This is a genomic window from Micromonospora coriariae (genome assembly GCF_900091455.1).
GTDB classification, from domain to species: domain Bacteria; phylum Actinomycetota; class Actinomycetes; order Mycobacteriales; family Micromonosporaceae; genus Micromonospora; species Micromonospora coriariae.
In genome coordinates this window covers 779,469-804,884 of record NZ_LT607412.1, presented here as the reverse complement: position 1 = coordinate 804,884, position 25,416 = coordinate 779,469, and the positions used below count along the sequence as shown (strand labels likewise).

Sequence of the window (25,416 nt, the reverse complement as noted above, 5' to 3'; positions counted from 1 at the left end):
ACGCGGGCACCCAGCACCCCCGAGCCAAGGAGATCCGATGAGAAAGATGCGAACGCACTCCGCTCCGTGGCGCGCCGCCGCGGTCCTCGCCACCGTGCTGCTCGTCGGCAGCGTGGCGGCCTGCGGCAACAGCGACACCGGCGGGGCCGCCGACGACGGCAAGCTCACGTTGGGCTTCTCCCAGGTCGGCGCGGAGAGCGGCTGGCGTACGGCGAACACCACCTCGATCAAGGAGGCGGCCGCCGACGCTGGCGTCGAGCTGAAGTTCGACGACGCGCAGCAGAAGCAGGAAAACCAGATCAAGGCAATCCGCAACTACATCCAGCAGAAGGTCGACGTGATCGCCTTCTCGCCGGTGGTGGAGTCCGGTTGGGACACCGTGCTCAAGGAGGCCAAGGATGCCGGCATCCCGGTCATCCTGACCGACCGCTCGGTCGACTCGGCCGACAAGAGCCTGTACAAGACCTTCCTCGGCTCGGACTTCATCAAGGAGGGCCGGCTCGCCGGCGAGTGGCTGGTCGAGCAGAAGAAGACCGCGTCGGGCCCGGTGAACATCGTCGAGTTGCAGGGCAGCGCGGGCGCCGCCCCGGCCAACGACCGCAAGAAGGGCTTCGCCGAGGCGATCGCCGCCAACCCGAACCTGAAGATCATCGCTTCGCAGACCGGTGACTTCACCCGGGCCGGCGGCAAGCAGGTCATGGAGCAGTTCCTCAAGGCCAACCCGAAGATCGACGTTCTGTTCGCGCACAACGACGACATGGGCCTGGGCGCGCTCGAGGCGATCACCGCGGCCGGCAAGGTGCCCGGCAAGGACATCACCATCATCACGGTCGACGCCGTCAAGGACGGCATGCAGGCTCTCGCCGACGGCAAGTTCAACTTCATCGCGGAGTGCAGCCCGCTGCTCGGCCCACAGCTGATGGACCTGGCCAAGAAGGTCTCCGCTGGCGAGGAGGTGCCTGCTCGGATCGAGACCGAGGAGACCACCTTCACCCAGGAGCAGGCCAAGGAGGCCCTGCCCAACCGCAAGTACTGATCGACGCCGGGGGTCGCCGCGCTCGCGCGGCGGCCCCGCAGCGTCGGCCCATCCCCCGAACGGACCGGAGGTAGGCGGTCCGTTCGCGTCGACAACCCCAGAAGAGGTCTGATGGGATGACGGATAGCCGTCCGGTCCTGACGATGACCGGGATCAGCAAGTCCTTCCCCGGGGTGCGTGCACTCCACGACGTCAACTTCCGGCTCTTCCCCGGCGAGGTGCACGCCCTGATGGGCGAGAACGGGGCCGGCAAGTCGACCCTCATCAAGGTGCTGACCGGCGTCTACGACACCGATGAGGGTGCGATCACCCTCGACGGTGCGCCGGTGTCCTTCAGCGGGCCGATGCAGGCGACGGCCGCCGGGGTGAGCACCGTCTACCAGGAGGTCAACCTCTGCACCAACCTCTCGGTGGCGGAGAACATCTTCATCGGACGCGAGCCCCGGCTGTTCGGCGCCGTCCGCTGGGGCGAGGTCCGCCGTCGTGCCCGTACGCTCCTGGCCCGCCTCGACCTCGACCTCGACGTCAGCGCGCCGCTCGGCTCGTACTCCCTGGCGATCCAGCAGATGGTCGCCATCGCGCGCGCGATCGACATCCAGGCCCGGGTGCTGATCCTCGACGAGCCGACGTCGAGCCTCGACGCGGGCGAGGTCGCGCAGCTGTTCCGCATCATGCGGCAACTGCGTGACGAGGGCATCGCGATCCTGTTCGTGACCCACTTCCTCGACCAGGTCTACGAGATCGCCGACCGGATCACAGTGCTGCGCAACGGTGGGCTCGTCGGCGAGTACCCCACCGCCGAGCTGCCCCAGCTCAGCCTCGTCGAGAAGATGATCGGCAAGGAGCTCGACGTCCTGGAGGGCATCGAGGAACACTCCCGACGGGACCTGGCCGCAGTGGAGGAGGGCCGCCCGCTCGTGGCGGTGTCGAACCTCGGCCGGGCAGGCGCGGTCGAGCCGTTCAGCCTGACCATCCACGCCGGTGAGGTGGTGGGCCTGGCCGGCCTGCTGGGTTCCGGGCGTACCGAGGTGGCGAGGTTGCTGTTCGGTGCCGACCGGGCCGACGGCGGGCAGGTCGCGGTCGATGGTGAGCCGAGCGGCCTGCGCACCCCGGCGCAGGCCATCGACCGGGGCATCGGCTTCTGTTCGGAGAACCGCCGCGCGGAGGGCATCGTCGCCGACCTGTCGGTCCGCGAGAACCTGATCCTCGCCATGCAGGCCGCCCGGGGCTGGCTTCGGCCCATCCCACGTCGCCGTCAGGACGAGCTGGTCGAGAAGTACATCAAGGCCCTCAGCATCCGGCCGGCCGACCCGGAGGTGCCGGTCCGCAATCTCTCCGGCGGCAACCAGCAGAAGGTGCTCCTGGCCCGGTGGCTGATCACCGAGCCGCGGCTGCTGATCCTCGACGAACCCACCCGGGGCATCGACATCGGCGCGAAGACCGAAATCCAGAAGCTCGTGACGCAGCTGTCCGACGGCGGCATGGCCGTGCTGTTCATCTCCGCCGAGCTGGAGGAGGTGCTGCGCCTCAGTCACAAGGTCGCCGTGATGCGGGACCGGCAGATGGTCGCGCAGCTCGCCAACGACGACAGCCTCGACGCCGACCGCGTCATGCAGACCATCGCCAGTGGAACCCACCGGGAGGAGGCAGACCGATGAACGACACCGTGGGCCGCTACCGGGCGATGACCGGTCACCGGCTGTTCTGGCCCGCCGCCGTGCTCGTCGTCATGCTCGCCGCGAACACGGTCTACCGGCCCGGGTTCCTGTCCATCGAGCTCAAGGACGGGCACCTGTACGGCACGCCGATCGACATCCTGCGGCTGAGCGCGCCGTTGATCCTCGTCGCGCTGGGCATGACGGTGGTCATCTCGACCGGCGGGATCGACCTGTCGGTCGGGTCGATGTGCGCGATCAGTGGCGCGACCGCCTGCCTGTACATCAGCCAGCAGCCCGACCAGAACAGCCTTCCCGTGGTGCTGACCGCCCTCGCCATGGCGCTCGGGGTCGCGCTCGTGCTCGGTGCCTGGAACGGGGTGCTGGTGGCCGTGATCGGCATCCAGCCGATCATCGCCACCCTGATCCTGATGGTGGCCGGCCGGGGGCTCGCCCAGCTGATCACCGAGGGCCAGATCATCACCATCAACTCCGAGCCGTACCGGGCGATCGGGTTGGGCCACGTGCTGACCCTGCCGCTGGCCATCCTCATCGCCCTGGCGGCCGCCCTGCTCGTCGCCGCGTTCACCCGCCGCACCGCGCTCGGCATGATCATCGAGTCGGTGGGCGGCAACGCCGAGGCGAGCCGACTGGCCGGCATCCGTTCCGGCCGGGTCATCTTCCTCGCGTACGTCCTCAGCGCCGTCTGCGCAGCGGTCGCCGGTTTCATGATGACCGCCAACGTCTCCAGCGCCGATGGCAATGCCGCCGGCCTCTGGGTGGAACTCGACGCCATCCTCGCGGTCGTCATCGGTGGCACGTCCCTCGCGGGCGGGCGGTTCTTCCTCAGCGGCACCATCCTCGGGGCGCTGATCATCCAGACCCTGACCACCACGGTGTACGCGATGAACATCTCGCCGCAGACCTCGCTGCTGTTCAAAGCGGTCGTCGTCATCGCCGTCTGCCTCATCCAGGCGCCGGCCTTCCGGGCGCGGTTCACCCGTCGCAGGAGCAGCGCCCCGCCGCCCAGCACCGTCACCGACTCGCCGAAGGAGCAGGTGCCGGCATGACCACTGGATCGCTCACCGCTGGCCGTACCCGGTTCCGGCTGCCGAGGCGGCAGATACCGGTCCTGGCGACGCTCGTCCTGCTCCTGGTCATGTACGGCATCGGGGTGTCGCAGTACCAGGCGTTCTCCAACGTGCAGGTCATCTTCAACGTCTTCATCGACAACGGCTTCCTGCTCGTCGTCGCGGTGGGGATGACCTTCGTGATCCTCACCGGCGGCATCGATCTGTCCGTCGGCTCGGTCGTCGCCATGACGGCGATGGTGTCGGCCTCGCTGCTCCAGCAGGGCCTGCCGGCGGCGCTCGTGCTCGTCATCGCCCTGCTCATCGGCCCGACGCTCGGCCTGCTGATGGGCTGCGCCATCCACTTCTTCGACATCCAGCCGTTCATCGTGACGCTCGCCGGGATGTTCTTCGCTCGGGGGATGTGCACGTTCATCTCCGGCTCGTCCATCCCGATCACCGACGGGTTCTGGACCAGGATGTCGCAGGAGCGGATCGGTGATCCCCGGGGCAACTTCGTGTCGATCAGCGTGCTGGTCGCCTTCGTCGTGGTCGCCGTCGCCGCGTACACGCTGGCCTACACACGTCTCGGGCGCAACGTGTACGCCATCGGCGGCAACCCGCAGTCGGCACTGCTGATGGGCCTGCCGGTGGGGCGCACCCGGATCGCCGTCTACACGATCAGTGGCCTGTGCTCCGCGATCGGCGGCATCCTGTTGTCCTTCTACACCCTTTCCGGCGCGCCATTGATCGCCGTCGGCATGGAGTTGGACGTCATCGCCGCCGTCGTCATCGGTGGCACGGTGCTCACCGGCGGCTCGGGTTACGTCTTCGGCACTGTGCTCGGCGTCCTGGCCCTGGGCGTGATCCAGACCCTCATCACCTTCGACGGGAGCCTCAACTCCTGGTGGACCAAGATCGTGATCGGCGGCCTGCTCTTCGCGTTCATCCTCCTCCAGCGCCTCATCGGAATCCGTTACAAGTGACCGCCCCTCTCGCGGAAGGCAACTCCATGGCACCACACAGCGCACCCGAGATCTGGTTCCTCACCGGCAGCCAGGGCATGTACGGCGAGGAGACCCTCCGGCAGGTGGCCGAGCAGTCCCGCCTGATCGCGGCCGTGCTCGACGACTCGCCGCAGGTTCCCGCCCGGGTGGTCTGGAAGCCCGTCCTGACCAACAGCGGTGAGATCCTCCAGGTCTGTCGGGACGCCGCCGCCCAGGGCGCCATCGGGGTCATTGCCTGGATGCACACCTTCTCTCCGGCGAAGATGTGGATCGCCGGGCTGGACGCGTTGCAGACGCCGCTGCTGCACCTGCACACCCAGGCCAACGTGCTGTTGCCGTGGGACGACATCGACATGGACTTCATGAACCTGAACCAGGCCGCCCACGGCGACCGCGAGTTCGGGTACATCCAGACCCGGCTCGGCGTGGCACGCAAGACCGTGGCCGGGCACGTCAGCGACCCGCGGGTGACCGCCCGTGTCGGGGCGTGGGCCCGCGCGGCGCTCGGCTGGTCGGCGATGCGGTCGCTGCGGCTGGCCCGGTTCGGTGACAACATGCGCGACGTCGCCGTGACCGAGGGCGACAAGGTCGAGGCGGAGCTGCGCTTCGGGGTGTCGGTAAACACCTACGGCGTCAACGACCTCGTCCAGGTGGTCGACGAGGTCGCCGACGCGCAGGTGGACGATCTTGTCAAGGAGTACGACGACAGCTACCGGATCGTCCCGGCGCTGCGTTCCGGGGGCGAGCGGCACGACTCGTTGCGCTACGCCGCCCGCTTGGAGCTCGGCATGCGCGCCTTCCTGGACGCCGGCGGGTTCCGGGCGTTCACCACGAACTTCGAGGACCTCGGCGGGCTGCGTCAGCTGCCCGGCATCGCCGTGCAGCGGCTGATGGCGGACGGCTACGGGTTCGGTGGCGAGGGCGACTGGAAGACCTCCGTGCTGGTGCACACCCTCAAGGCGATGTCCGTGGGCGTGGAGGGTGGCACCTCGTTCATGGAGGACTACACCTACGACCTCACCCCGGGCGAGGAACTGGTGCTCGGCGCGCACATGCTCGAGGTCTGCCCGAGCATCGCGGGCGGCGTGCCGAACGTGGAGATCCACCCGCTGAGCATCGGCGGCCGCGAGGACCCGGTCCGGCTCGTGTTCGACGCCGCACCCGGTCCGGCGGTGGTGCTCGGGCTGGCCGACATGGGTGAGCGCTTCCGGCTCGTGGCCAACGAGATCGACGTGGTGTCTCCGCCGCAGCCGCTGCGGCGACTGCCGGTGGCCCGGGCGGTCTGGCGTCCGCGACCGCACCTGCCCGGTTCGGCCGAGGCGTGGATCACCGCTGGGGCCCCGCACCACACAGTGCTGTCGCAGGCGGTGGGCGTGGAGGAGCTGCACGACCTGGCCGAGATGAGCCGGACCGAACTGGTGGTCATCGACGCCGACACCGAGCCCCGCCGCTTCGCCGACGAGATCCGCTGGAATCAGGCCTACTACCGGCTGGCCCGTGGCTTCTAACATGATCATGGGGCGGTGAAGCAGTGACCGTGACACGCGGTGTGGGCGGCAGGATGCCCTGCCCCGGCAACCGACGCACACGCCGCCCGGGGCGCCGCCCCCGGCCAGCCGCATGCCTGGTAGGAGCCGTGGCTGGCGTAGGCTGTCGGCTATCCAGCGCTGGTCAGCGGGGGTTTGGCATCGGCGTTTTGGCCGAGCGCCGGGATCGGCCGACCGCTCCGGTCGACGTCGGCGGGCCGCGGCTTCGGGTACGCGGACGGGGGAAGTGACATGGCCGTGCATGGTCCGGCGATGACGGACGTCGCCCGTCTGGCCGGTGTCTCCCACCAGACGGTGTCGCGGGTGCTGAACGGGCACCCCAACGTCCGCGAGCAGACCCGGTTGCGGGTGCGGGCGGCGATCGCGGAACTGGGCTATCGGCCCAACGGCGCGGCGCGCGCGTTGGTGACCGGCCGGTCACAGGTGATCGGCGTGGTCGCGCAGAACACGACGTTGTACGGGCCGGCGTCGTTGCTGGCCGCGTTGGAGCAGACCGCCGCGGAGGAGGGTTTCGCGGTGAGTGTGGGCAGCGTGCGGGACCTGGACTACCGATCCATCTCCGATGCTGTCGAGCGGCACCTGTCGCACCGGGTCGCCGGCATCGTCGTCATCGCGCCGGTGGAGTCGGCCGGTGAGGCGCTGGAACGCCTGCCCAAGGACGTCCCGCTGGTCACCGTCGACGGTGACCCACGCCGCCCGGTGCCGTTGGTGACGGTCGACCAGGTGGCGGGTGCCCGGGCGGCGACCCAGCACCTGCTCGACGCCGGGCACCGCACGGTCTGGCACGTGTCGGGTCCGTCCGACTGGTTCGACAGCGTTGGGCGGATCGAAGGCTGGCGGGAGGCGCTGCTGGCCGCGAAGGTCGACGCGCCGCCGTTGATGCAGGGGGACTGGTCCGCGGCCTCGGGATACCGGTGCGGGCAGCTGTTGGCGCGGATGCCGGAGGTCACCGCGATCTTCACCGCCAACGATCATCTCGCGCTCGGTGTGCTGCGGGCGTTGCACGAGTTCGGTCGGCGGGTGCCGGACGAGATCAGCGTCGTCGGCTTCGACGACGTCCCGGAGGCGGCGTACTTCATTCCGCCGCTGACCACCGTCCGGCCGGACTTCGACGCCGTGGCGCGGGCGAGCATCCAGCTGCTTCTGGCGCAGATCGAATCGGGTACCGGAGGGGCGCTGCGGCAGACCATCGCCCCGACCCTGGTCGCCCGCGACAGCGTCGCCGCGCCGCCCCGACACTGACGGCGTCCGGCGCGGCCGTCCGTCCAACCGCACCGGACCGCCCGCCGCCGTCGCGCCGCCCCGGGTCCCATGTGGACGACGCGTTCGAGACGCCCCGTCAGAACGAGCCTCCGTTACGAGACCGTGACACCGGTATTGCCGGTTAAGTGTTGACGTGCTCTATGTGAGCGCTAACACTTTCGGGGGAAGATGACAGGTGGCCCCGGCGGTCGGCGGGGGAGTCCAGAGAGGAGAGGCCCGTGGGCAGGAAGTTCCTGGTTGCTCTCGGCGGCGCGGTGCTGGCGCTGAGCCTGGCGGCATGCAGTGGCGAGGGTGCTGGCAGCGGCGGTGACACCAGCGCGAAGAAGCCCGGCGACCTGACCATCGGTGTCTCGATGCCGACGCAGACCTCCGAGCGGTGGATCGCCGACGGCAACGCGGTGAAGCAGAAGCTGGAGGCGAAGGGCTACAAGGTCGACCTCCAGTACGCGGGCGACGACATCCCCACCCAGTCGCAGCAGGTCGACCAGATGATCACCCAGGGTGCCGACGTTCTGGTCATCGCGGCGATCGACGGCACGGCGCTCAGCGGCCAGTTGCAGGCCGCCGCCGACGCGAAGATCCCGGTGATCGCGTACGACCGGCTGATCCGGGGCAGCAAGAACGTCGACTTCTACGTCAGCTTCGACAACTACAAGGTGGGCGTCGCCCAGGCCACCGCGCTGCTGGTCGGCCTCGGCCTGCAGAACAAGGACGGCTCGAAGGGCACCGCGAAGGGCCCGTTCAACGTCGAACTCTTCGCCGGCTCGCTCGACGACAACAACACCCAGTACTTCTTCGGCGGGGCGATGGACACGCTGAAGCCGTTCGTCGACGCCGGGACGCTGAAGGTGAAGTCGCGTCAGACCACCATCGAGCAGGTGGCCATCCTGCGGTGGCAGCAGGAGACCGCGCAGAAGCGGATGGAGGACCTGCTCACCTCCAGCTACAACGACGGCGCGCGGGTCGACGGGGTCCTGTCGCCGTACGACGGCATCTCCCGCGGCATCATCACCGCCCTGCAGAACGCCGGCTACGGCACCGCGGCCAAGAAGATCCCCGTGGTGACCGGCCAGGACGCGGAGATCGCCTCGATCAAGCTGATCAACGACGGCGTGCAGAGCTCGACCGTCTTCAAGGACACCCGACTGCTCGCCGATCAGGCCGTGAACGCCGCCGAGGCGTTCCTGCAGGACAAGCAGCCGCAGGCCAACGACACGCAGACGTACAACAACGGCGTCAAGGTGGTGCCGTCGTACCTGCTGCCGATCGCGACCGTCTACAAGGACGACATCAAGGCCACGCTGATCGACTCCGGCTACTGGACGGCGGAAGAGGTCGCCGCCGGTCAGGCGAAGAAGTAACCTGCCGCCGGGCTCGGCGTCCACCGCCGAGCCCGGCATCATGGCGTACCACGTCCCGATCCGACTGAGGACAGTGACCATGGACGACACCATCCTCGAGATGCGTCGCATCACGAAGACCTTCCCCGGGGTGACCGCGCTGGAGGACGTCACCCTCGCGGTGCGCCGGGGCGAGATCCACGCCATCTGCGGCGAGAACGGCGCCGGCAAGTCCACGCTGATGAAGGTGCTCTCCGGCGTGCACCCGTCCGGCTCCTACGACGGCGAGATCCTGTTCGACGGCAAGCCGATGCAGTTCCGTGGCATCCGCGACAGCGAGGCCAACGGCATCGTCATCATCCATCAGGAACTGGCCCTGGTGCCGTACCTGTCGATCGCGGAGAACCTCTTCCTCGGCAACGAACGCCGCGGCCGCAGCGGGCTCATCGACTGGAACCGGGCCAACGCCGACGCGGCGGAGCTGCTGGCGTCCGTCGGGTTGCACGAGAACCCGGTCACCCCCGTCATCCAGCTCGGCGTCGGTAAGCAACAGCTCGTGGAGATCGCCAAGGCGCTGTCGAAGAAGGTACGCCTGCTCATCCTGGACGAGCCGACCGCCGCGCTCAACGACGTCGACTCGGCTCACCTGCTCGGCCTGTTGCGGCAGCTCAAGGAGCAGGGGATCACCTGCATCATGATCTCCCACAAGCTCAACGAGATCACCGCGATCGCCGACTCGACCACTGTCATCCGGGACGGGCGCGCGGTGGAGACCCTCGACATGCGGGCCGACGACGTGACCCAACAGCGGATCATCCGGGGCATGGTCGGGCGCGACCTGGACAGCTTCTATCCCGACCGCGTGTCGTCCCCCGGCGGGGAGGTGCTCCGGATCGAGGACTGGACGGTACGGCACCCGACCCAGGACCGGCTGGTCGTCGAGGGCGTCGGCCTCTCCGTGCGGGCCGGTGAGGTCGTCGGTATCGCGGGGCTGATGGGAGCCGGGCGCACCGAGCTGGCGATGAGCGTGTTCGGCCGGTCGTACGGCCGCGACATCAGTGGTCGGCTTTTCGTGCACGGGCGGGAGGTGAGGGCCCGTACGGTCGCGGAGGCGATCGACAACGGCATCGCCTACGTCACGGAGGACCGCAAGCGGTTCGGCCTGAACCTCATCGACGACGTCCGCCGCAACGTCTCCGCCGCCGCGTTGGCCAGGCTGGCCCGGCTGGGCTGGGTGAACGGCAACGAGGAGATCAAGGTCGCCGAGGCGAGCCGGCGGGAGATGAACATCAAGGCGCCCAGCGTGATGGCGGTCGTCGGCAAGCTCTCCGGCGGCAACCAGCAGAAGGTCGTCCTGTCGAAGTGGCTCTTCACCGACCCGGACGTGCTGATCCTGGACGAACCCACCCGCGGGATCGACGTCGGGGCCAAGTACGAGATCTACACGATCATCAACCGGCTCGTGGCCGAGGGCAAGGCGGTGATCATCATCTCCTCCGAGCTGCCGGAGCTGCTCGGGATGTGTGACCGCATCTACACCCTCGCCGGCGGCCGCATCACCGGTGAGAAGCCGGTCGGCGAGGCGACGCAGGAGAGCCTCATGGAGCTGATGACCAAGGACAAGGAGCTCGTCGGATGACCAGCATCAAGACCCCCTCGACGGAGCGCCCGACGCCCCCGGACAGCGCGCCGGCCGCCGCCCTGCACACCGGGACGAGCGACCTGCGGGCCCTGGTGCTGAACAACCTGCGGCAGAGCGGGATCTACGTCGCCCTGGTCGTCATCGTCGCGCTCTTCGCGATCCTGACCGACGGGGTGTCGCTGAGCCCCGGCAACATCACCAACATCGTCCTGCAGTACTCGTACATCCTGGTGCTCGCGATCGGGATGGTCATCCTGATCATCGGCGGGCACATCGACCTGTCGGTGGGGTCGGTGGTCGCGCTCACCGGAGCGGTCTCCGCGGTCCTGGTCATCCAGCAGGGCTACCCGTGGTGGGTCGGCATCCTGGCCGCGCTCGTCGTCGGGGTCGCGGTGGGCGCCTGGCATGGCTTCTGGGTGGCGTACGCCGGGATCCCGGCCTTCATCGTGACCCTGGCCGGGATGCTGCTGTTCCGTGGCCTCACCCTGCGGGTGCTCGACAACATCTCGCTGTCGCCGTTCCCGGCCGAGTACCAGCGCGTCGCGGCGGGATTCCTCAACGGACTGCTCGGCGGGCAGGGCTTCGACGCCTTCACGCTGCTGATCGGAGCCGTCGCCGTGGCCGGGTACGCGGTGAGCGGTTTCCGCACCCGTGTCGCGCGCATCCGCTACCAGCAGCCCGTCGAGTCGTTCCCGCTGTTCGTCGCCCGGGTCGCCGTGGTCGGCGCGGTCATCATGTACTTCGCCTGGCAGTTGGCGCACGCCCGTGGTCTTCCGATCGTGCTGATCGTCCTGGCGGTCCTCGTCCTGGTCTACGGCCTACTCACCCGGCGTACCGTCTTCGGTCGTCAGGTCTACGCGATCGGCGGCAACCTCTCGGCCGCGGCGCTGTCCGGGGTGAAGGTCCGCACCGTCAACTTCTGGATGTTCGTCAACATGGGCTTCCTGGCGGCGGTGGCCGGGGTCATCTACTCCTCGCGGTCCAACGGCGCCCAGCCGGCCGCCGGCAACATGTTCGAGCTGGACGCGATCGCCGCGGCGTTCATCGGTGGCGCGGCGGTCACCGGCGGTGTGGGCACCGTGGTGGGCGCGATGGTCGGTGGTCTGATCATGGCGGTGATGAGCAACGGCATGCAGCTGATGGGCGTCGACCAGTCGACCCAGTCGGTGGTGAAGGGGCTCGTTCTGCTCGTGGCCGTGGCCTTCGACGTCTACAACAAGCGACGCGCCGCCGGAACCCGCTGACGCCGCGCTTCCAGGCAACTGATCGACCAGTCGGCGGAGTCAGGGGCTGTACCGGCCCCTGCGCGGGTCCTGTCGAGCTGCCCCATACATGGACCGCTGCTGCCGTGCACTGCGGTGTGCTGCCGGCGGGGCAATGCGGTGCGGTGCGCTGCTGAATGGCGATGTCTCATATCTGGGGCAGCTCTACAGGGCCCGGCCAGGCCCCTGGCCACCGCCAGCACGCTCGGCGTCTCCCGCACCGCCGTCCGCCCGGACGGCGACCCGCTGCGCTGCGAGCAGCGCAGCGGGGCCGACGGATCAGTGGCAGTTGCCGGTGCCGCTGTCGTTGTAGGTCTGCCCGGCGACCGGCACGAACTGCCAGTCGTAGCTGCCGGCGTGCAGGGTGAACTTCAGTACCCCGAACGCCGAGCTGTTCCGGGCCTCGCTGTTGGGCTGGATGGTGCCGAAGCTGTAGTGGTCCGCACCGCCCATCCCGGCGACGAAGCTGCGCATGCCGCGGCTGGCGTCGTAGCCACCCGCCGGGTTCATCGGGCCGAACCGCTCGTACACGTGGTTGTGCCCCCAGACGACGACGTCCGCGTTGTAGTCGTAGAGCGCCTGGTACAGCGGTCGCGTCGACGTCGACGGCGCGTGGTTGGAGCTGGACGTGAACAGCGGGTGATGCCAGTAGGCCAGCGTGCACGGCTTGCTGCTGGCCGCGAGGTCGGCCCGTAGCCACTGCTCCTGCGTGGAGCCCGCCGACATGCTGATGTTCGAGTTCAGCGCCACGACGTGCCAGTTGCCGAGGTCGTAGGAGTAGTAGCCGCGGCCGCTGGGGCCGGCCTGCGTACCGAAGTAGTTGTAGTAGGGGGTGGCTCCCGAGGTGTTGTAGTCGTGGTTGCCCGGCGTCGGGCGGGTGCGCGCCCTGTGCCGGCCCCAGGTGGGGGCGTAGTAGCTGCTGAACTCGGCGGCGGTGCCGTTGCTGTAGACGTTGTCGCCGGTGGTGAAGACCGTTCCGGGGATGCTGTCGAGCAGCGCCGCGGTGGCAGTGTCGCCCGAGCCGGAGTTGGCGATGTCGCCGGCTCCGACCAGGACCGGGTCACCGGAGGGCGGCGGCGTGGTTCCGCTAGTGACCACCAGCTGCGGGGCGTCGGCTCCGCTCTCCCGCGAGTCGTAGTAGACGCCGTCGCCGCTGGCGGAGGTCACCCCGAAGCTGTACGTGCCGTTGCCGGTGACCGCCGCCCGGACGTCCAGCTCGTACCAGGTGTCGCCGCTGACCGCCCCGATCGAGCCGAGCGTGGCCCCGTCGATGGCCGGCTGGTTGTTCCAGGTGGTGCCGGTCTCCGACCAACTCGAGTTGGACACCCTGCGGAACGTGCCACCGGCGTCGCTGCCGCTGTTGCCGCTGATCGTGCGCAGCCGCAGCTTCGCGGTGGTCACCGTGCCGCTGACGCCGCTCACGGTGAAGCGCAGGAACGACCGTCGGACGGGGGAGTTGTCGGCCACGATCTGCGTGGACGTGCCGTAGTTGGTGGACGCCGTGTCGCTCTGGACGTAGGCGTCGGCGACCGGCGTGAACGTCACGGTGGCCGCCGACGCCGCACCTGCGCCGGTCACGACGACGGCGGCGGTGGCGGCGACCAGCACCGCGACCGCCGCCAGCGTCACCGGTGGGCGGGGGAATCGAATGTCCATCCAGGACCCCTTCTCTGCGTGTGTCGAGCGCAAGGAACGTAGGAAGGTCGCCGAACCGGCGGACTACGGCCGGATGAACAGTACGCTCGGAAAGCGAAACATTTCGATGTTCCCCATGTGTTCACCCGCCGCATGCCTGCTCGCCCCCGACGACCCCTTGTAACCCCTTCGATCAGTTCGCAGGATGGCTGACCGTCAGGCCGCCGATTCGAGGAGATGCTCGTGTACCTGTCGACCGTCTCCCGACCGGACGCCGACCCGCCTCCCTCCGATCCACCCGCCTCCGGTCGGCCCCGCCGCCGGCTGGCCCTGGTCGGCGGCAACGTCGTCGCCCTGGGCACGGTCAGCCTGATCACCGACGTCTCCGCCGAGATGGTGACCGCCGTCCTGCCGCTCTACCTGGTGCTGGGTCTGCAACTCAGCCCACTGGCCTTCGGCGTGCTCGACGGCGTCCACACCGGCGCGAGCGCGCTGCTGCGAGTCGTCGGCGGCTTCGCCGCCGACCGGTTCCGCCGGCGCAAGCTGGTGGCCGGCGTCGGCTACGCGCTCTCGGCCGCCGCCAAGCTCGGCCTGCTGCTCGCCGGCCGGTCGGTCCCGGCCATCGGGGCCGTCATCGCCGTCGACCGGCTCGGCAAGGGCCTACGCAGCGCACCGCGCGACGCGCTGATCACGCTCTCCACACCACCTGAGGCGCTGGGCCGGGCGTTCGGTGTGCATCGTGCAATGGACAGTGTCGGCGCGTTCCTCGGACCGCTGGCCGCGTTCGCGGTCCTGCTGGCCGTCTGGCAGTCGTACGACGCGGTCTTCGTCACCAGCTTCTGCGTCGCCGCACTGGCCGTCGTGGTGCTCGTGCTCTTCGTTCGGGAGCGCCCTTCCGGCGAGCCGACGGACGGCCCGGACGAACCGAAGGTCTCCGTACGCGAGGCGGTCGGTCTGCTGCGCAGCCGTCCAGCCCACCGCCTGCTGCTGGCGGCGGCACTGCTCGGGCTGGCCACGATCGGCGACGGCTTCGTCTATCTGCTGCTCCAGCGCCGCGAGGACCTCGGACTGCTGTGGTTTCCGCTGCTCGCGGTGGGGACCAGCCTGGCGTACCTGGTCCTCGCCGCCCCGCTCGGCGTGCTCGCCGACCGGATCGGCCGGCTGCCGGTGGTGGTCGGTGGTTACTCGACCCTCGGCGTGACGTACCTGCTGCTGGCCGGCCCGTTCCACGGCTGGCCGGCGCTCGCGCTGACCCTGGCGCTGTACGGCACGTTCTACGCGGCCACCGACGGTGTGCTCATCGCGCTCGCGGGGCCGGTGCTGCCACCACGGCTGCGGACCACCGGCATCGCGCTCGTGCAGACCGGGCAGGCGTTGGCGTACCTGGTCTCCTCGGTCCTGTTCGGTCTCACCTGGCAGGCGTGGGGACCGGAGACCGCGATCCGGCTCGCGGCCCTGGCCGTCGGCGGAGTCCTCGTCGGCACGGTGCTCCTGCTGGCCACCCCGTCCCGCCTGCTCACCCGGAAGGTGTCCCGATGACGTTGTCGACCCGAACGAAACTCGGTGTGGTGGCCGTCGCGACGGTGCTGCTGGGCACCGTGGCGGTCGGCTACACCGCCACGGCCGCGCGGCGGGACCGGACCCGACCACCCGCGTCCGGCGCCGATCAGGCGGTCACCCTGACGCCCGGGCCGCGCCTGCTCGCGCTCACCGACCGGCACGTCTCGTCCGTCGCCGTGGCCGACCCCGCCGGGCCGCGCACCGTGTCCGACCTGGAGTGCCTTCGGGTGTACGCGGCGGCCGGCACCGGCGTCTGCCTGAAGCCGGAGACGCCGTGGACGTACCAGGTTGTCGTGCTCGACGCCGCGCTGCGACCGACGCGGTCGGTTCCCGTGCCCGGCCTGCCGAACCGGGCCCGCGTCTCGTCCTCCGGCCGGATGGTCTCCTGGACCACGTTCGTCGGCGGCGACTCCTTACACCAGCAGCGGGTTCTCCACGCGAACCGGAATCCTCGACACCACCACCGGCGCCACTGTGCTGTCGCTGGAGGAGTTCGCGGTCACCCGGGACGGTCGCGCCTACCGCAACCCCGACGTCAACTTCTGGGGCGTCACCTTCACCGCCGACGACAACCGCTTCTACGCGACCATGTCCACGAGCGGGAAGCGTTACCTGGTCCGGGGTGACGTCACCGCCCGCCGGGTGGAGACGATGAAGGAGAACGTCGAGTGCCCGTCGCTGTCGCCGGACGGCAGCCGGATCGCCTTCAAGGAGGCCATCGACGCCGACCCGGCGAAGGGCTGGCGGCTGTCGGTCCTCGACCTGGCGACCATGCGGGTGACCGCAACGGCGGAGACGGCCACCGTCGACGACCAGGCGGCCTGGCTGGACGCCGGCACGCTCGCCTACACCCTGCGCCAGAGCGACGGCCGGCCCGACGTCTGGACCGTCCCGGCCGACGGGTCCGGTACACCGACACTGGTTCTGCCGGGCGCCGAATCCCCGTCCCCGCTCACCTGAGGGCCGAGCGCGGCCGGGGGAGCGGCCCCACAAACCGGTAGCGGGGCCGAGCCGCCGGCATCATGATCAGCCCATGCTTGCCGACCTGTGGCCCCAGTACGGCCTGACCATCTCGACGCCACGCCTCGAACTGCGCCTGCCCAGGGACGAGGAGTTGGCGGCGCTGGCGCAGCTCGCCGGCGACGGCGTGCACCGCGCGGATGAACGTCCGTTCCTGACCCCGTGGACCGACGGCAGCCCGGAGGATCGGGCGCGGTTCGTGTTGCGGGCGCACTGGGGTCAGCTCGCGGGGTGGAGCGCGGCACAGTGGCGGCTCGCGCTCGGTGTGTTCCACCACGGGTGCCCGCTCGGCGTGGTCACCCTGCGAGCGAACGACTTCGCGGTCGTTCGGGAGGTCACGACATCGGCCTGGCTGGGAATCGACCACCAGGGCAAAGGCTACGGAACCGAGGCCCGGATCGGTCTGCTCACGCTGGCCTTCGACCACCTGGGGGCGCGAGCCGCCCGCACCGAGGTGTTCCAGGACAACCACGCTTCCCAGGGCGTGTCCCGCAAGCTCGGCTATGAGCACGACGGCATCTCCGTCGACGCTCGGGGCGACGAGGCTCTGGTATCTGACCGGCTGAGGCTCACCAGGCAGACGTGGACGCGCCAGCAGCGGCCCGTTGTGCGGGTCGACGGTGTGGAGGCCTGCCGCCCGATGTTCGGCCTCTGACGCCCGGCTCGACGGCTGGTCGTCAACCGGCGGGACCGCGCTCGCCCCTCACCACCTCGCCGTTCCGAGGTGTTGACGGGTGCGCGGTCGCGCGCAAGGTGATCGACTCATCGGTGTGGTCGACCTCGAAGAGCGTCCCGGCCGGGAAGCTCGCCAGCGTCTCCGGCGGCAACTGGATCGTGCCGTCCCCGGCCACCACGGCGAAGTCGCGGCCGTTGCGGCCCTCGGCGCCCACCCGGCCGTCCCGGATGGTGACGGCTCGACCCAGCTGGGCACCGACGTCACCGTCGTGGGTCACCACGACCACCGTCGTCCCGCGCTCGGAGTTGATGGTGGCCAGCGCGGCGAGCACCTCGTCGCGGCCGGTCCCGTCGAGCTGGCTGGTCGGCTCGTCGACCAGGAGCAGACCGGGCCCGGCGGCGAGCCCCTGTGCCAGTGCGGCCCGCTGACGCTGCCCCGGGGTCAGGTCGCCGGAGCGGCGCGCGCCGGCGCCGGCGAGACCGACGAGTTCCAGGATCGCCTCCGGTGGGTCCAGCCGACGCCCGGCGATCCGCGCCGCCGGACGCTGGGCCAACCAGATGTTGCGCGACAGCGACACGTACGGCAGCAGGTTGCGCTCGGCGCCCTGCAACACAGTGCCGACAGTGGGCCCGCGAAGGGCGGCCAGATCGCTCGGGGAGAGCCGGGACAGATCATGGTCGCCCACGTACACCCGGCCGGCGCTGGGCCGCATGAGCCCGCCAAGTATGGAAACCAGGGTGGACTTGCCCGAGCCGGACGGCCCGACCAGAGCCAGCATCTCGCCGGCGGAGATGGACAGGTCCACGCCGGAGAGCGCGACCACGTCGCCGGTTCCGGTCGTGTAGATGTGGATCAGCCGGTGGCAGGTGACCGGTACGCCCTCCGTGCGCGATGCGTCGGTCATCGGCCGGTCCGGCGACGAACCGAGGCGGCGACGAACCGGCCGAGCACCGCCGCGGTGAGGGCGAAGAGAACGACCGTGGGCAGCACGAACAGCAGCAGTCGGCCAACGTCCGGCCAGTCGGGCAACGGGACCGGCGACCGGCCGTCACTGAACAGGCGCTGCCCACTGCGGGTGAGAAGCCAGATCACCAGGGTGGCGAGACCGGCGGACACGGTGGCGACCGCCACCGGCCATCCGTAGCCGCCGCGGACGGCGCGTGCGGGCAGCCCCTGCCGGCGGAGGGCCACCAGCATCGTGACCCGGTTGCGCTGTTCGGCCGCTGCGGCCGCGATGAGGCCGGCCGCCCCGATGAGAACCCCGGCCAGCGCCGCGAACAGGTTGAATCGCAACGCCAGCGCCGCCCCCTGTCGGTCGAAACCCTGTCGCGCTGCGGCGATAGTCCGGTCGTACTGGATGACCAGACCCTGTGCCCGCAGCCGGTCGAGTATGTCGGCGGGCGCCGTCGGCGCCAACCAGACCTCCTTGACACCGGTCTGGCCGGCGACGGCGAGCCGGTCGGCGTACTCCAGGTCGACGATCATGCCGGATGCGCCGAGCCGCGGCAGCCGGTCGGCCAAGCCCCCGACCGATGCCTCCGTCGGCGTTCCGTCGATCCCGTCGTAGGGGTGGGTCCAGCCGACAGGTATCTCCTTGGACCGGGTCAGCCACCCGGGCAACGGGAACGGGGAGTCGACCACGGAGATGGCGGTCGGACCGGACCGTCGCCCCTCTGCCATGTCGAAGACCAGCGCGGCCTCTCGGTCGCTCGTGGCGGAGAGGGAGGTGTCGTCCGCGTCGGACAACCGCCATCGCCGCAGGTCTGCCAACTCGGCGCCGCTCAGCGCCGCCTCGTCGTCGGTGCGTACCCCCTCGAAGCGGATCTTCAGCGCGTCGGGGGTGACCGGGGCGACGATCTCCATGTTGACCAACCGGCATTCCTGTGCGCACTCGGGCATTTGCACGCGGTATTCGCGAAGGTCGGGCTTGATGTCCTTGTGGGCGGTGATCCGGCGGGTGCCGGTCCTGCTGGCGACCGAGACGAAGAGGCGGACGCGGTTCCCGCCGAAGGCCTCCTCGTCGTAGCTGGCGGAGAGGACCACCGTGAGTTCACGTCCCCGCAGCAGGATCGGTGGCCCGGGCGGCTCGGGGCGGATCTCTCGCGCGACGTCCGCCAGGGCCATGCCGTACGACGAGTGTGGCGCGGTCACCGTCGCCAGCCGGTCCGAGTCCACCGCGAGCACCGGCGTGCCCGCCTCGGCCGCCGCCTCCTTCACCACCGCGGCCATCGCGTAGCGCCCCTCGGGGTCGACGGCCCGGACGGACTCCAGCAGGTGCCGGTGCGAGAGCGCGTCGACGCCGATCACGCGGGGCGCCCCGACCTCGACGGTCGCCCGATCCGTGTAGGCGGCCGACGCGACCTCGCTCGTCGCGGCGGTGAAGGCGAGCATCGCGACGACCACTGTGAGCAGCGCGATCAGTGGCCGGAACCGTGGTTGGCGGGTCACCTGAACGAGGGCGAGGCCAGCGGTTGTCCGGCCGCGTGCCAGCAGCCCCGCCCCGACCGCGGCCCCGGCGATCATGGCGACCCGCGCCAGCAGGAGGCCCGCGGCGAGCGCGCCGGCCACCGGCGCCAACAGGGCCAACCCCGAGGGCGACCCGCCGGAGTGCAACTGCATCAGGGCGGCCACCGCGATGGACACCGCGACGATGTCGCCGACGGTTGCCCGCCATCCCCGCATCCGTGCCGGCACCCGGCGCAGCAGGTCGACGACCGGTGCCGACAGGGTCCGCGCCTGGGCCAGCAGCACCGCGGTGAGCGCCCCGGCGGCGCCGACGGCGGCGTAGCCGAGCACGGTCGCGTCCACCGTGACGTCGGCACGGGCGGGCAGGGTGTGCGCGGCGAGCAGTCGGGCGGCGGCGAGGCCGCCCAGGCAGCCCAGGGGGATCGCGACCAGCACGGGTACGGCGTGCTCGCCGATCGCCAGTGCCCACAGCCGTCGGCGCTGCACGCCCCGCAGGAGGAGCAGGCCCTGTTCCGGTCGGCGCTCGTCGGCCGCCGAGCTGACCGCCACGAAGAGCACCAGCCAGCAGAGCAGGACGACCAGGCCGGCACCCAGTGTCACGCCAGCTGCCAGCTGCCCACGTTGGAGGGTGAGGCGATCGAGCAGGCTCGGCAGCGAGGTGCCGGCGCCGAAGCCCTCGCGGCTCCCGTCGCGCGTCACCGCCGCGGCGGCGTCCCGTAGGTCCTGCGCCGACCGGGTGGACACCGCCTGCTCGGTCACGTACAGGTCAGCGATCGCCCGGTACAGGATGGCGTCGTCGTCGGCCAAGGGCGAGGACTCGGAGGTGAAGATGGCGTCAGGTGCGCTGCCCACGGCCGACGTGGGCGCCGAACCCGGTGCGGGCGGCCGGAGATATTCGCCGCCGAGCCAGAACGGGTCGGTCGCGTCCAGCGGCCGGTAGACGCCGGCCACCCGCACCGGCACCGCGCCGAACGTGAACTCGCCACCCGTGGCGACACCCAGATGCGCTGCGGTATTCGTGCTGACCAGCACCTCGGGCAGCTGCCCCTTCGAGGTGGGCCGGGGGCACGCGCCGACAACCGCGACCCGCTCGCACACCCCTGCTCGGTAGATCAGACTGGTGGTCACGCGCCCAGACGGCCCAGCGGCGACGCCGCCGCTCTGCGCGCCGAGGACGACAACGAACCCGGCCGGCGCGAGTCGCTCGACCTTGGTGCCGAACACGCTTCCGGTCGGGTCGCCCGGCATCCCCGGGTACTCCGTGGGGTCGGTGAGCCGCAGCCGCAGCTCGTTCGGGTCGGCGGTGGAGAACCCGTCGCTGGCGAGGGCCCGTCCGGCGGCGGCCACGTAGCCGGGTGCGGCCGCGGCGGCGGCACTGGCGAGCACCGCGAGCAGGAGCACCGCCAAAGCCTGGGCCCGACGGGCCGCGAGCGCGCCCCAGATGATGGCCAACATTGACGGTCACGGTATCGAGGGGCCGGCCCGCCCGCCGCCCTGCGCCGGCAGATCGATACCAGCCGGTGACCTACCGCGAGCCTCTCAACCGCGCACGATCTGCGCTCGCCCGTCGACGAGGTGCAGTTCGGCCGCACAGGCGGCGGCCACCTCCGCGTCGTGGGTTGCGAAGACAACTGCCGCACCCCGCCGGGCCTCGTCGTGCAGCAGTCCCAGCACCCGTTGCCGGTTGCCCGCGTCCAGCTCGCTGGTCACCTCGTCGGCCAGCAGCACGCCGCCGCGCAGCGCCAGGCCGCGGGCGATGGCCGTACGCTGCTGCTGGCCGCCCGACAGCTCCTCGACCAGCTGGTCGGCCTGGGCGGCGAGGCCCAGCTGAGCCAGTGCCGCGGCGGTCTGCCGGCGCGCCTCGGGCGGTGCCACGCCGCCGGCGACGAGAGCCACCTGCACGTTCTCCGCGGCGGTCAGGATCGGGGCCAGCCCGTTGTCCTGCGGGATGAGGACGATCCGGTGGTCCACCGCGTGATCGCGGTCGCGGAGCGGCTGCCCGTCGACGGTCACCGCGCCGTCCCGCGGCCGCAGCAGCCCCGCCATGGCATTGAGCAGGGTGGTCTTGCCCGCGCCCGACGAGCCGGTCAACGCCAGCACCCGACCCGGCCGGACCGTCACCGAGACGTCCGTGAGGACGGGTGGTGCGTCGCCGTACCCGACTGTCATCTTCTGGATGGTAAACATCTGCAACCGCCCCTCCCCGAGGATTCGCACAGTGCCACGGCGAGCGTGGGCGGCACAATCCTCGGTCCGCCGCGCCGTCGTCGAGAACGTGGTCACTGGACCGGCACCGGCCGGGACCGAAGGACGCGGCTCATCAGCCCATCCTCGCCTGTTCACCACCGCTCCCGACGGCCGATGCGTCAAACGGAACGTAGGCAGGTTCCGATGTGATGAATGGAGTGCTGACGATCGCTGGTCAGGCGCCGTCGACGCCGAAGAGCAGGTCGAGTTGGGCGTCCAGTGCGCTCAACGCCTGCGCGGCGGTGTACTGCCCGCCCAGCAGGTAGATGCCCAGCCCTTCCATCAGCGCCAGCAGGCCGGCCGCGGCGGCGTCGGCGTTCGGAGGGGGCAGGAGGCCGGCGATGAACCCGATCAGCTGCACGGTGTCCTCATGCAGGCCGGACGCGGCCGCCGGCCGTACCGCGGTGTAGGCGAGGAACGCCAGCGCCACCCGGCCGTCGTCGCGGGTCCGCTCGTCGAGTGGCAGCAGGGCGGCGATCATCGTGCGCAGCAGCAGCCGAGGGGAGGGGTCCGGGCCCAGTCGCTCCACCGCCTCGGTGACCCGGATCTGGCTGCGCTCGCGGACCACGGCCAGCGCGAACGCCATCATCTCGTCCTTGGTGCGGAAGTAGTGCTGCACCATCCCGGCGGACACACCGGCCTGGGCGGCCACGTGACGGAGGCTGACGGCCTCCAGGCCCTGATCCGCGGCGACCCGCATCAGCGCGTCAGCGATGCGCGTGCGTCGCTCCTGGTGATCGACCTTCTTGGGCATGACCTCGATCATTTCAGAGTGGATGGCACGGACCCTCCGCCGGCGGGCGGCAGTTACCGGCTGAGGGCTTCGGTCGCGGGGGTGCCACGAGCGCTGCGCAGGAGGCCGTCGGGGTCGTCGGCGTACAGCCGCAGCTCGTCCATCGGCTCGGACCGGCCCTTGGGCAGGTCGAAGGTCGTCGGCCGGCGCAGCAGGACGTCGACGCTGGTCTGACTGCCGACCGAGATGTGCAGGACCCGGCGTTCGCCCTCCTGCTCGACCTGCACCGATCTGCTGGAGGGCAGCGAGCGGTAACGCTTGCGCAGCGCCTCGATGTCCGTCCACGGGATCCAGATGTCGATGCCCGAACTCAGCCGCACCCGCAGGCCCCGGTCACCGACGACGTGTGGGTGGATCCGCATGCTCGCGTACAGGCCGGCCATCCAGAGCAGACCCCAGATGCCGAGGCCGAGTACGATCCAGCGGGCCGGCCACCATGGCACGACGTGGGTGACGATGAGGTCGAAGATCGGAATCTCCACGACCGACAGGGCGATGAAGATGCCGAGGATCGGCTTGACCACGCCGAGGTAGCCGAACGGATCGTCGCCCGGGGCCAGCGGCAGCGGCTTGCGCCGTGCCCACGCGTACAGGCTGCGCCACATCGCCGCCTCCAGCGCGGCCGCCCGGCGGAGCAGCGGAGCTACCTTCGCCCTGGTCGGGGCCTTCATGTCGGTCATACCTCGTCCTCGCGGTCGTGGGCCGGCGGTCGGTGGACGGTGACAGTTCCGGCGCCGCCGTCGACGGTGACGAGCTGGCCGGTGGAGATGGTCCGGGTGGCGTCGGGCACGCAGATGACGGCGGGGATGCCGTACTCCCGGGCCACGGTGGGCCCGTGCGCCATGATCGCGCCGGTCTCGGTGACCAGCGCCGAGGCGGTGAGGAACAACGGCGTCCAGCCGGGGTCGGTGGTCGCGGCGACCAGGACCTCGCCGGGCTCGATGTGGGCGGTGGCCGGGTCGTGGACGACCCGGGCGGTGCCGGTCACCCGGCCCGCCGACGCCCCCACACCGGCGAGGGTGCCGTCGCGGGCGGGTTCCGAGGGCAGGATGGCCTCCACGTCGGTGCCGTCGGACAGCAGGGCCACGGGGACCGACCTGCGGCGCAGCTCCCGGCGGTGCACCGCCCTGCGGGAAGCGACAGTGGCCCGATGATCGGTGCTGCTTTGCACCGCCGCCTCCGCCTCGTCCAGGGTCAGGAACATGATGTCGTCGGGCTGCTCCAGCAGACCGGCGGCGGTCAGGTCGGCGCCGATGAGCAGCAGTTGCCGGCGGTTCTCCCGCAACGGGTACAGCCCTGCGAACTTGCCGGCCTCCCGCAGGCCGGCCAACGACCGGGCCCGGCGTAGCAGGAACCCGGCGATGGTGCCGCGTACCGGCCGGCGACGGCGGGCCCGCGCGGCCAGTTCGTCCAGCGCGGTCTCGGCTGCCGCGGCGGCCCGGTGGAAGCGCCGGTCGGGCCCCTGCTGGGGATCGGTGACGCGCAGGTAGTTGGCGATCGCCGCGAAGACCGGCGCCGGATCCTCCACCCAGCGCGGCACGCCGAGGTCGACCTCGGCGACGCCGCGATGACCGTAGTCGTCCAGGAACCCGGCCATCCCGATGTCGGGCAGCGTCCCGCGCAGATACCGCGCGGCCAACTCGTCCGGCGGGGTGTCGAGCAGGAGTTGGCGGTGTTCGTCCGCGCCCCGGGCGAGCCGCCAGAGCGCCAGATCCATCTCGATCGTCACGTTGTGCGGCATCCCGCCCAGCACCGTGTGGATCTCGTCCGGGCTGGCGACGCCCCTGAGCAACGCGGCCGGCAACGCGGCGGCGAGCATCCCCGTCACGATGGGCCACATGATGTCGTCGGCACTGTCCTCGGTGTCCTGCGAGCGGAGGAAGCGCAGCCGGTCAGCAGTGGTCCGCAGGTCGTCGGGCGCCGCCGACCGCACTCTCATCCGCTCGATCGCCTGGAACATCCGGATCCGCGCCGCGTCGGGACGGGCCAGTGCGCGCAGGATCCCCACCACCGCACGGCCGGCCGTGCGCAGGGACGAGGCCCCCGCCGCCGCGCCGCGCTCGGCGCCGCCCGTGGTCGGTGCGAAGCGCGGATCCGCCAGGACGTGCTCCATCACCGCCTGTGCCCGCGGGCCGAAGTCGACAGCCAGGAGCTTGACCAGCCGCTTGCGTGACGACCTGCTCCGGGCCAGCTCGGTCAGGTCACCGTAGAGGCGACCGCCGATGTCGACGATCTCGACCCGGACGCCGAGCGAGGCGAGCATCGCGGCGATCTGCGATCGCAGCGTGGACATGCCCATCGGTGTGACAGGTTGCAGCATGCCCTGAACGTGGCCGAACTCCAGATAGACCCGGGGGAGGGGCTTCCCGGTCTCCGGAGGGAGGGGAAACAGGCTGGTGATCGGCCGGGACTGCAGCAACCACAGCAGGCCGTCCCCGTCGATCGCCCATTCCACGTCCTGCGGGCGGCCGAAGTGAACCTGCAGCCGCTCACCCGTGGTCCGCAGCTCCGCCAGGTGCGCCGACGTCAGGCATCCCGTGTCGTCCCGGGTGACGCCGTCGAGGACGTAGTGGTCCACGGTCGTCGCACCGTCCACCACCGTGCTGCCGAGCCCCGGCGCCGCGTCGACCGCCATCTCGTCGCGGCGGCCGGTCAGCGGGTTCGCGGTGAACAGCACTCCCGCCACCGCAGGGGTGATCATGCGTTGCACGACGACGGCCATCCGCGCCGCCTGATGATCGATGGCACGGGCGTCGCGGTAGGCGGTCGCGCGGGCGGTGTGCAGCGAATCCCAGCACTTCCTGATCGCGGCGATCAGCTCGTTGGCGCCTGTGACGTTCAGGAAGGTGTCCTGCTGCCCGGCGAAACTCGCGTCGGGCAGGTCCTCCGCCGTGGCGCTGGAGCGCACCGCGACGAGGCCCGCGCCGAGCCGCTGGTACACGGCGAGGATCTCCGCCTGCGGGATGACACCGAGCCGGTGGGACTCGGTGGTGACGCAGAACCCCTCGGGGACCCGTTCGCCCAGCCGGATCAGCTCGCCCAGCCCTGCCGCCTTGCCACCCACCAGCTCGACCATGTCGGCGGTTGCCTCGGACAGCGCGATCACATGCACGTGGGCCCTCTTTCTATGCAATGCGACTGCATTGCGTCCCACCGTACCCGGGCTGGCGATACGACTGCAATGCGACCGGTCCGGG

19 protein-coding genes are annotated in these 25,416 nt (G+C 70.6%); 12 read left to right on the top strand and 7 right to left on the bottom strand.

The genetic code is table 11. The features are described 5' to 3' along the window. Positions 1 to 37 precede the first annotated feature (37 nt). The 9 genes from GA0070607_RS03685 to mmsB all read left to right on the top strand — a co-directional run bounded on the left by GA0070607_RS03685 (position 38) and on the right by mmsB (position 11,804). The gene (locus GA0070607_RS03685; RefSeq protein WP_172898975.1) at positions 38 to 1,036 is read left to right on the top strand and encodes an ABC transporter substrate-binding protein; all 999 of its coding nucleotides are present in this window, start codon (positions 38 to 40) and stop codon (positions 1,034 to 1,036) included. A 116-nt stretch (positions 1,037 to 1,152) separates the two neighbouring features. Continuing rightward, positions 1,153 to 2,694, top strand: coding sequence for a sugar ABC transporter ATP-binding protein (locus tag GA0070607_RS03680; RefSeq protein WP_089016899.1), 1,542 nt, complete (start codon positions 1,153 to 1,155; stop codon positions 2,692 to 2,694). Continuing rightward, a complete protein-coding gene (locus GA0070607_RS03675) occupies positions 2,691 to 3,761 on the top strand; it encodes an ABC transporter permease (protein WP_089016898.1) in 1,071 nt (356 codons plus the stop codon). The genes GA0070607_RS03680 and GA0070607_RS03675 overlap by 4 nt, the downstream gene beginning before the upstream one ends. Continuing rightward, the gene (gene yjfF / locus GA0070607_RS03670; protein WP_089016897.1) at positions 3,758 to 4,747 is read left to right on the top strand and encodes a galactofuranose ABC transporter, permease protein YjfF; all 990 of its coding nucleotides are present in this window, start codon (positions 3,758 to 3,760) and stop codon (positions 4,745 to 4,747) included. The genes GA0070607_RS03675 and yjfF overlap by 4 nt, the downstream gene beginning before the upstream one ends. 26 nt (positions 4,748 to 4,773) lie before the next feature. After that, positions 4,774 to 6,276 carry an L-arabinose isomerase gene (gene araA, locus GA0070607_RS03665; protein WP_089016896.1) on the top strand — a complete coding sequence of 501 codons (1,503 nt, stop codon included), beginning with the start codon at positions 4,774 to 4,776 and terminating at the stop codon, positions 6,274 to 6,276. A gap of 291 nt (positions 6,277 to 6,567) precedes the next feature. Further along, positions 6,568 to 7,557: a LacI family DNA-binding transcriptional regulator gene (locus GA0070607_RS03660; protein ID WP_197701233.1), complete on the top strand. Its 990-nt coding sequence runs from the start codon at positions 6,568 to 6,570 to the stop codon at positions 7,555 to 7,557. Between the two features lie 239 nt (positions 7,558 to 7,796). Next, positions 7,797 to 8,939 carry a multiple monosaccharide ABC transporter substrate-binding protein gene (chvE, locus tag GA0070607_RS03655; protein ID WP_089016895.1) on the top strand — a complete coding sequence of 381 codons (1,143 nt, stop codon included), beginning with the start codon at positions 7,797 to 7,799 and terminating at the stop codon, positions 8,937 to 8,939. 79 nt (positions 8,940 to 9,018) lie between these two features. Beyond that, a complete protein-coding gene (mmsA, locus tag GA0070607_RS03650) occupies positions 9,019 to 10,557 on the top strand; it encodes a multiple monosaccharide ABC transporter ATP-binding protein (protein ID WP_089016894.1) in 1,539 nt (512 codons plus the stop codon). Beyond that, positions 10,554 to 11,804 (top strand): multiple monosaccharide ABC transporter permease, encoded by a 1,251-nt coding sequence (gene mmsB, locus GA0070607_RS03645; RefSeq protein WP_089016893.1) that lies wholly within the window; start codon positions 10,554 to 10,556, stop codon positions 11,802 to 11,804. Before mmsA ends, mmsB begins: the two co-directional genes overlap by 4 nt. 297 nt (positions 11,805 to 12,101) lie before the next feature. On the opposite strand, the gene GA0070607_RS03640 is transcribed toward mmsB, so the two are convergent. Next, positions 12,102 to 13,478, bottom strand: coding sequence for a CBM96 family carbohydrate-binding protein (locus tag GA0070607_RS03640; protein ID WP_089016892.1), 1,377 nt, complete (start codon positions 13,476 to 13,478; stop codon positions 12,102 to 12,104). Positions 13,479 to 13,700: 222 nt separating this feature from the next. Between GA0070607_RS03640 and GA0070607_RS03635 the strand changes: the two genes are divergently transcribed. The 3 genes from GA0070607_RS03635 (at position 13,701) to GA0070607_RS03625 (ending at position 16,692) form a co-directional block, all read left to right on the top strand. Further along, positions 13,701 to 14,996, top strand: a complete 1,296-nt coding sequence (locus GA0070607_RS03635) for an MFS transporter (protein ID WP_231930811.1) — start codon at positions 13,701 to 13,703, stop codon at positions 14,994 to 14,996. A 495-nt stretch (positions 14,997 to 15,491) separates the two neighbouring features. Next, positions 15,492 to 15,977, top strand: a complete 486-nt coding sequence (locus GA0070607_RS33175; protein WP_231930810.1) for a TolB family protein — start codon at positions 15,492 to 15,494, stop codon at positions 15,975 to 15,977. A gap of 73 nt (positions 15,978 to 16,050) precedes the next feature. Continuing rightward, positions 16,051 to 16,692: a GNAT family N-acetyltransferase gene (locus GA0070607_RS03625; RefSeq protein ID WP_089016890.1), complete on the top strand. Its 642-nt coding sequence runs from the start codon at positions 16,051 to 16,053 to the stop codon at positions 16,690 to 16,692. A 22-nt stretch (positions 16,693 to 16,714) separates the two neighbouring features. Here GA0070607_RS03625 and GA0070607_RS03620 read toward each other — a convergent pair whose 3' ends face one another. The 6 genes from GA0070607_RS03620 to GA0070607_RS03595 all read right to left on the bottom strand — a co-directional run bounded on the left by GA0070607_RS03620 (position 16,715) and on the right by GA0070607_RS03595 (position 25,331). Next, positions 16,715 to 17,617 carry an ABC transporter ATP-binding protein gene (locus GA0070607_RS03620; protein WP_089016889.1) on the bottom strand — a complete coding sequence of 301 codons (903 nt, stop codon included), beginning with the start codon at positions 17,615 to 17,617 and terminating at the stop codon, positions 16,715 to 16,717. Next, positions 17,614 to 20,634, bottom strand: coding sequence for an FtsX-like permease family protein (locus GA0070607_RS03615; protein WP_089016888.1), 3,021 nt, complete (start codon positions 20,632 to 20,634; stop codon positions 17,614 to 17,616). Before GA0070607_RS03615 ends, GA0070607_RS03620 begins: the two co-directional genes overlap by 4 nt. A gap of 84 nt (positions 20,635 to 20,718) precedes the next feature. Then, complete coding sequence (locus GA0070607_RS03610) at positions 20,719 to 21,348, bottom strand: ATP-binding cassette domain-containing protein (RefSeq protein ID WP_231930809.1); 630 nt, start codon at positions 21,346 to 21,348, stop codon at positions 20,719 to 20,721. Positions 21,349 to 21,601: 253 nt separating this feature from the next. Continuing rightward, the gene (locus tag GA0070607_RS03605; RefSeq protein WP_089021632.1) at positions 21,602 to 22,180 is read right to left on the bottom strand and encodes a TetR/AcrR family transcriptional regulator; all 579 of its coding nucleotides are present in this window, start codon (positions 22,178 to 22,180) and stop codon (positions 21,602 to 21,604) included. A gap of 53 nt (positions 22,181 to 22,233) precedes the next feature. Then, positions 22,234 to 22,899, bottom strand: a complete 666-nt coding sequence (locus GA0070607_RS03600) for a hypothetical protein (RefSeq protein ID WP_089016887.1) — start codon at positions 22,897 to 22,899, stop codon at positions 22,234 to 22,236. Beyond that, complete coding sequence (locus GA0070607_RS03595; RefSeq protein WP_089016886.1) at positions 22,896 to 25,331, bottom strand: PEP/pyruvate-binding domain-containing protein; 2,436 nt, start codon at positions 25,329 to 25,331, stop codon at positions 22,896 to 22,898. The genes GA0070607_RS03600 and GA0070607_RS03595 overlap by 4 nt, the downstream gene beginning before the upstream one ends. Positions 25,332 to 25,416 lie beyond the last annotated feature (85 nt).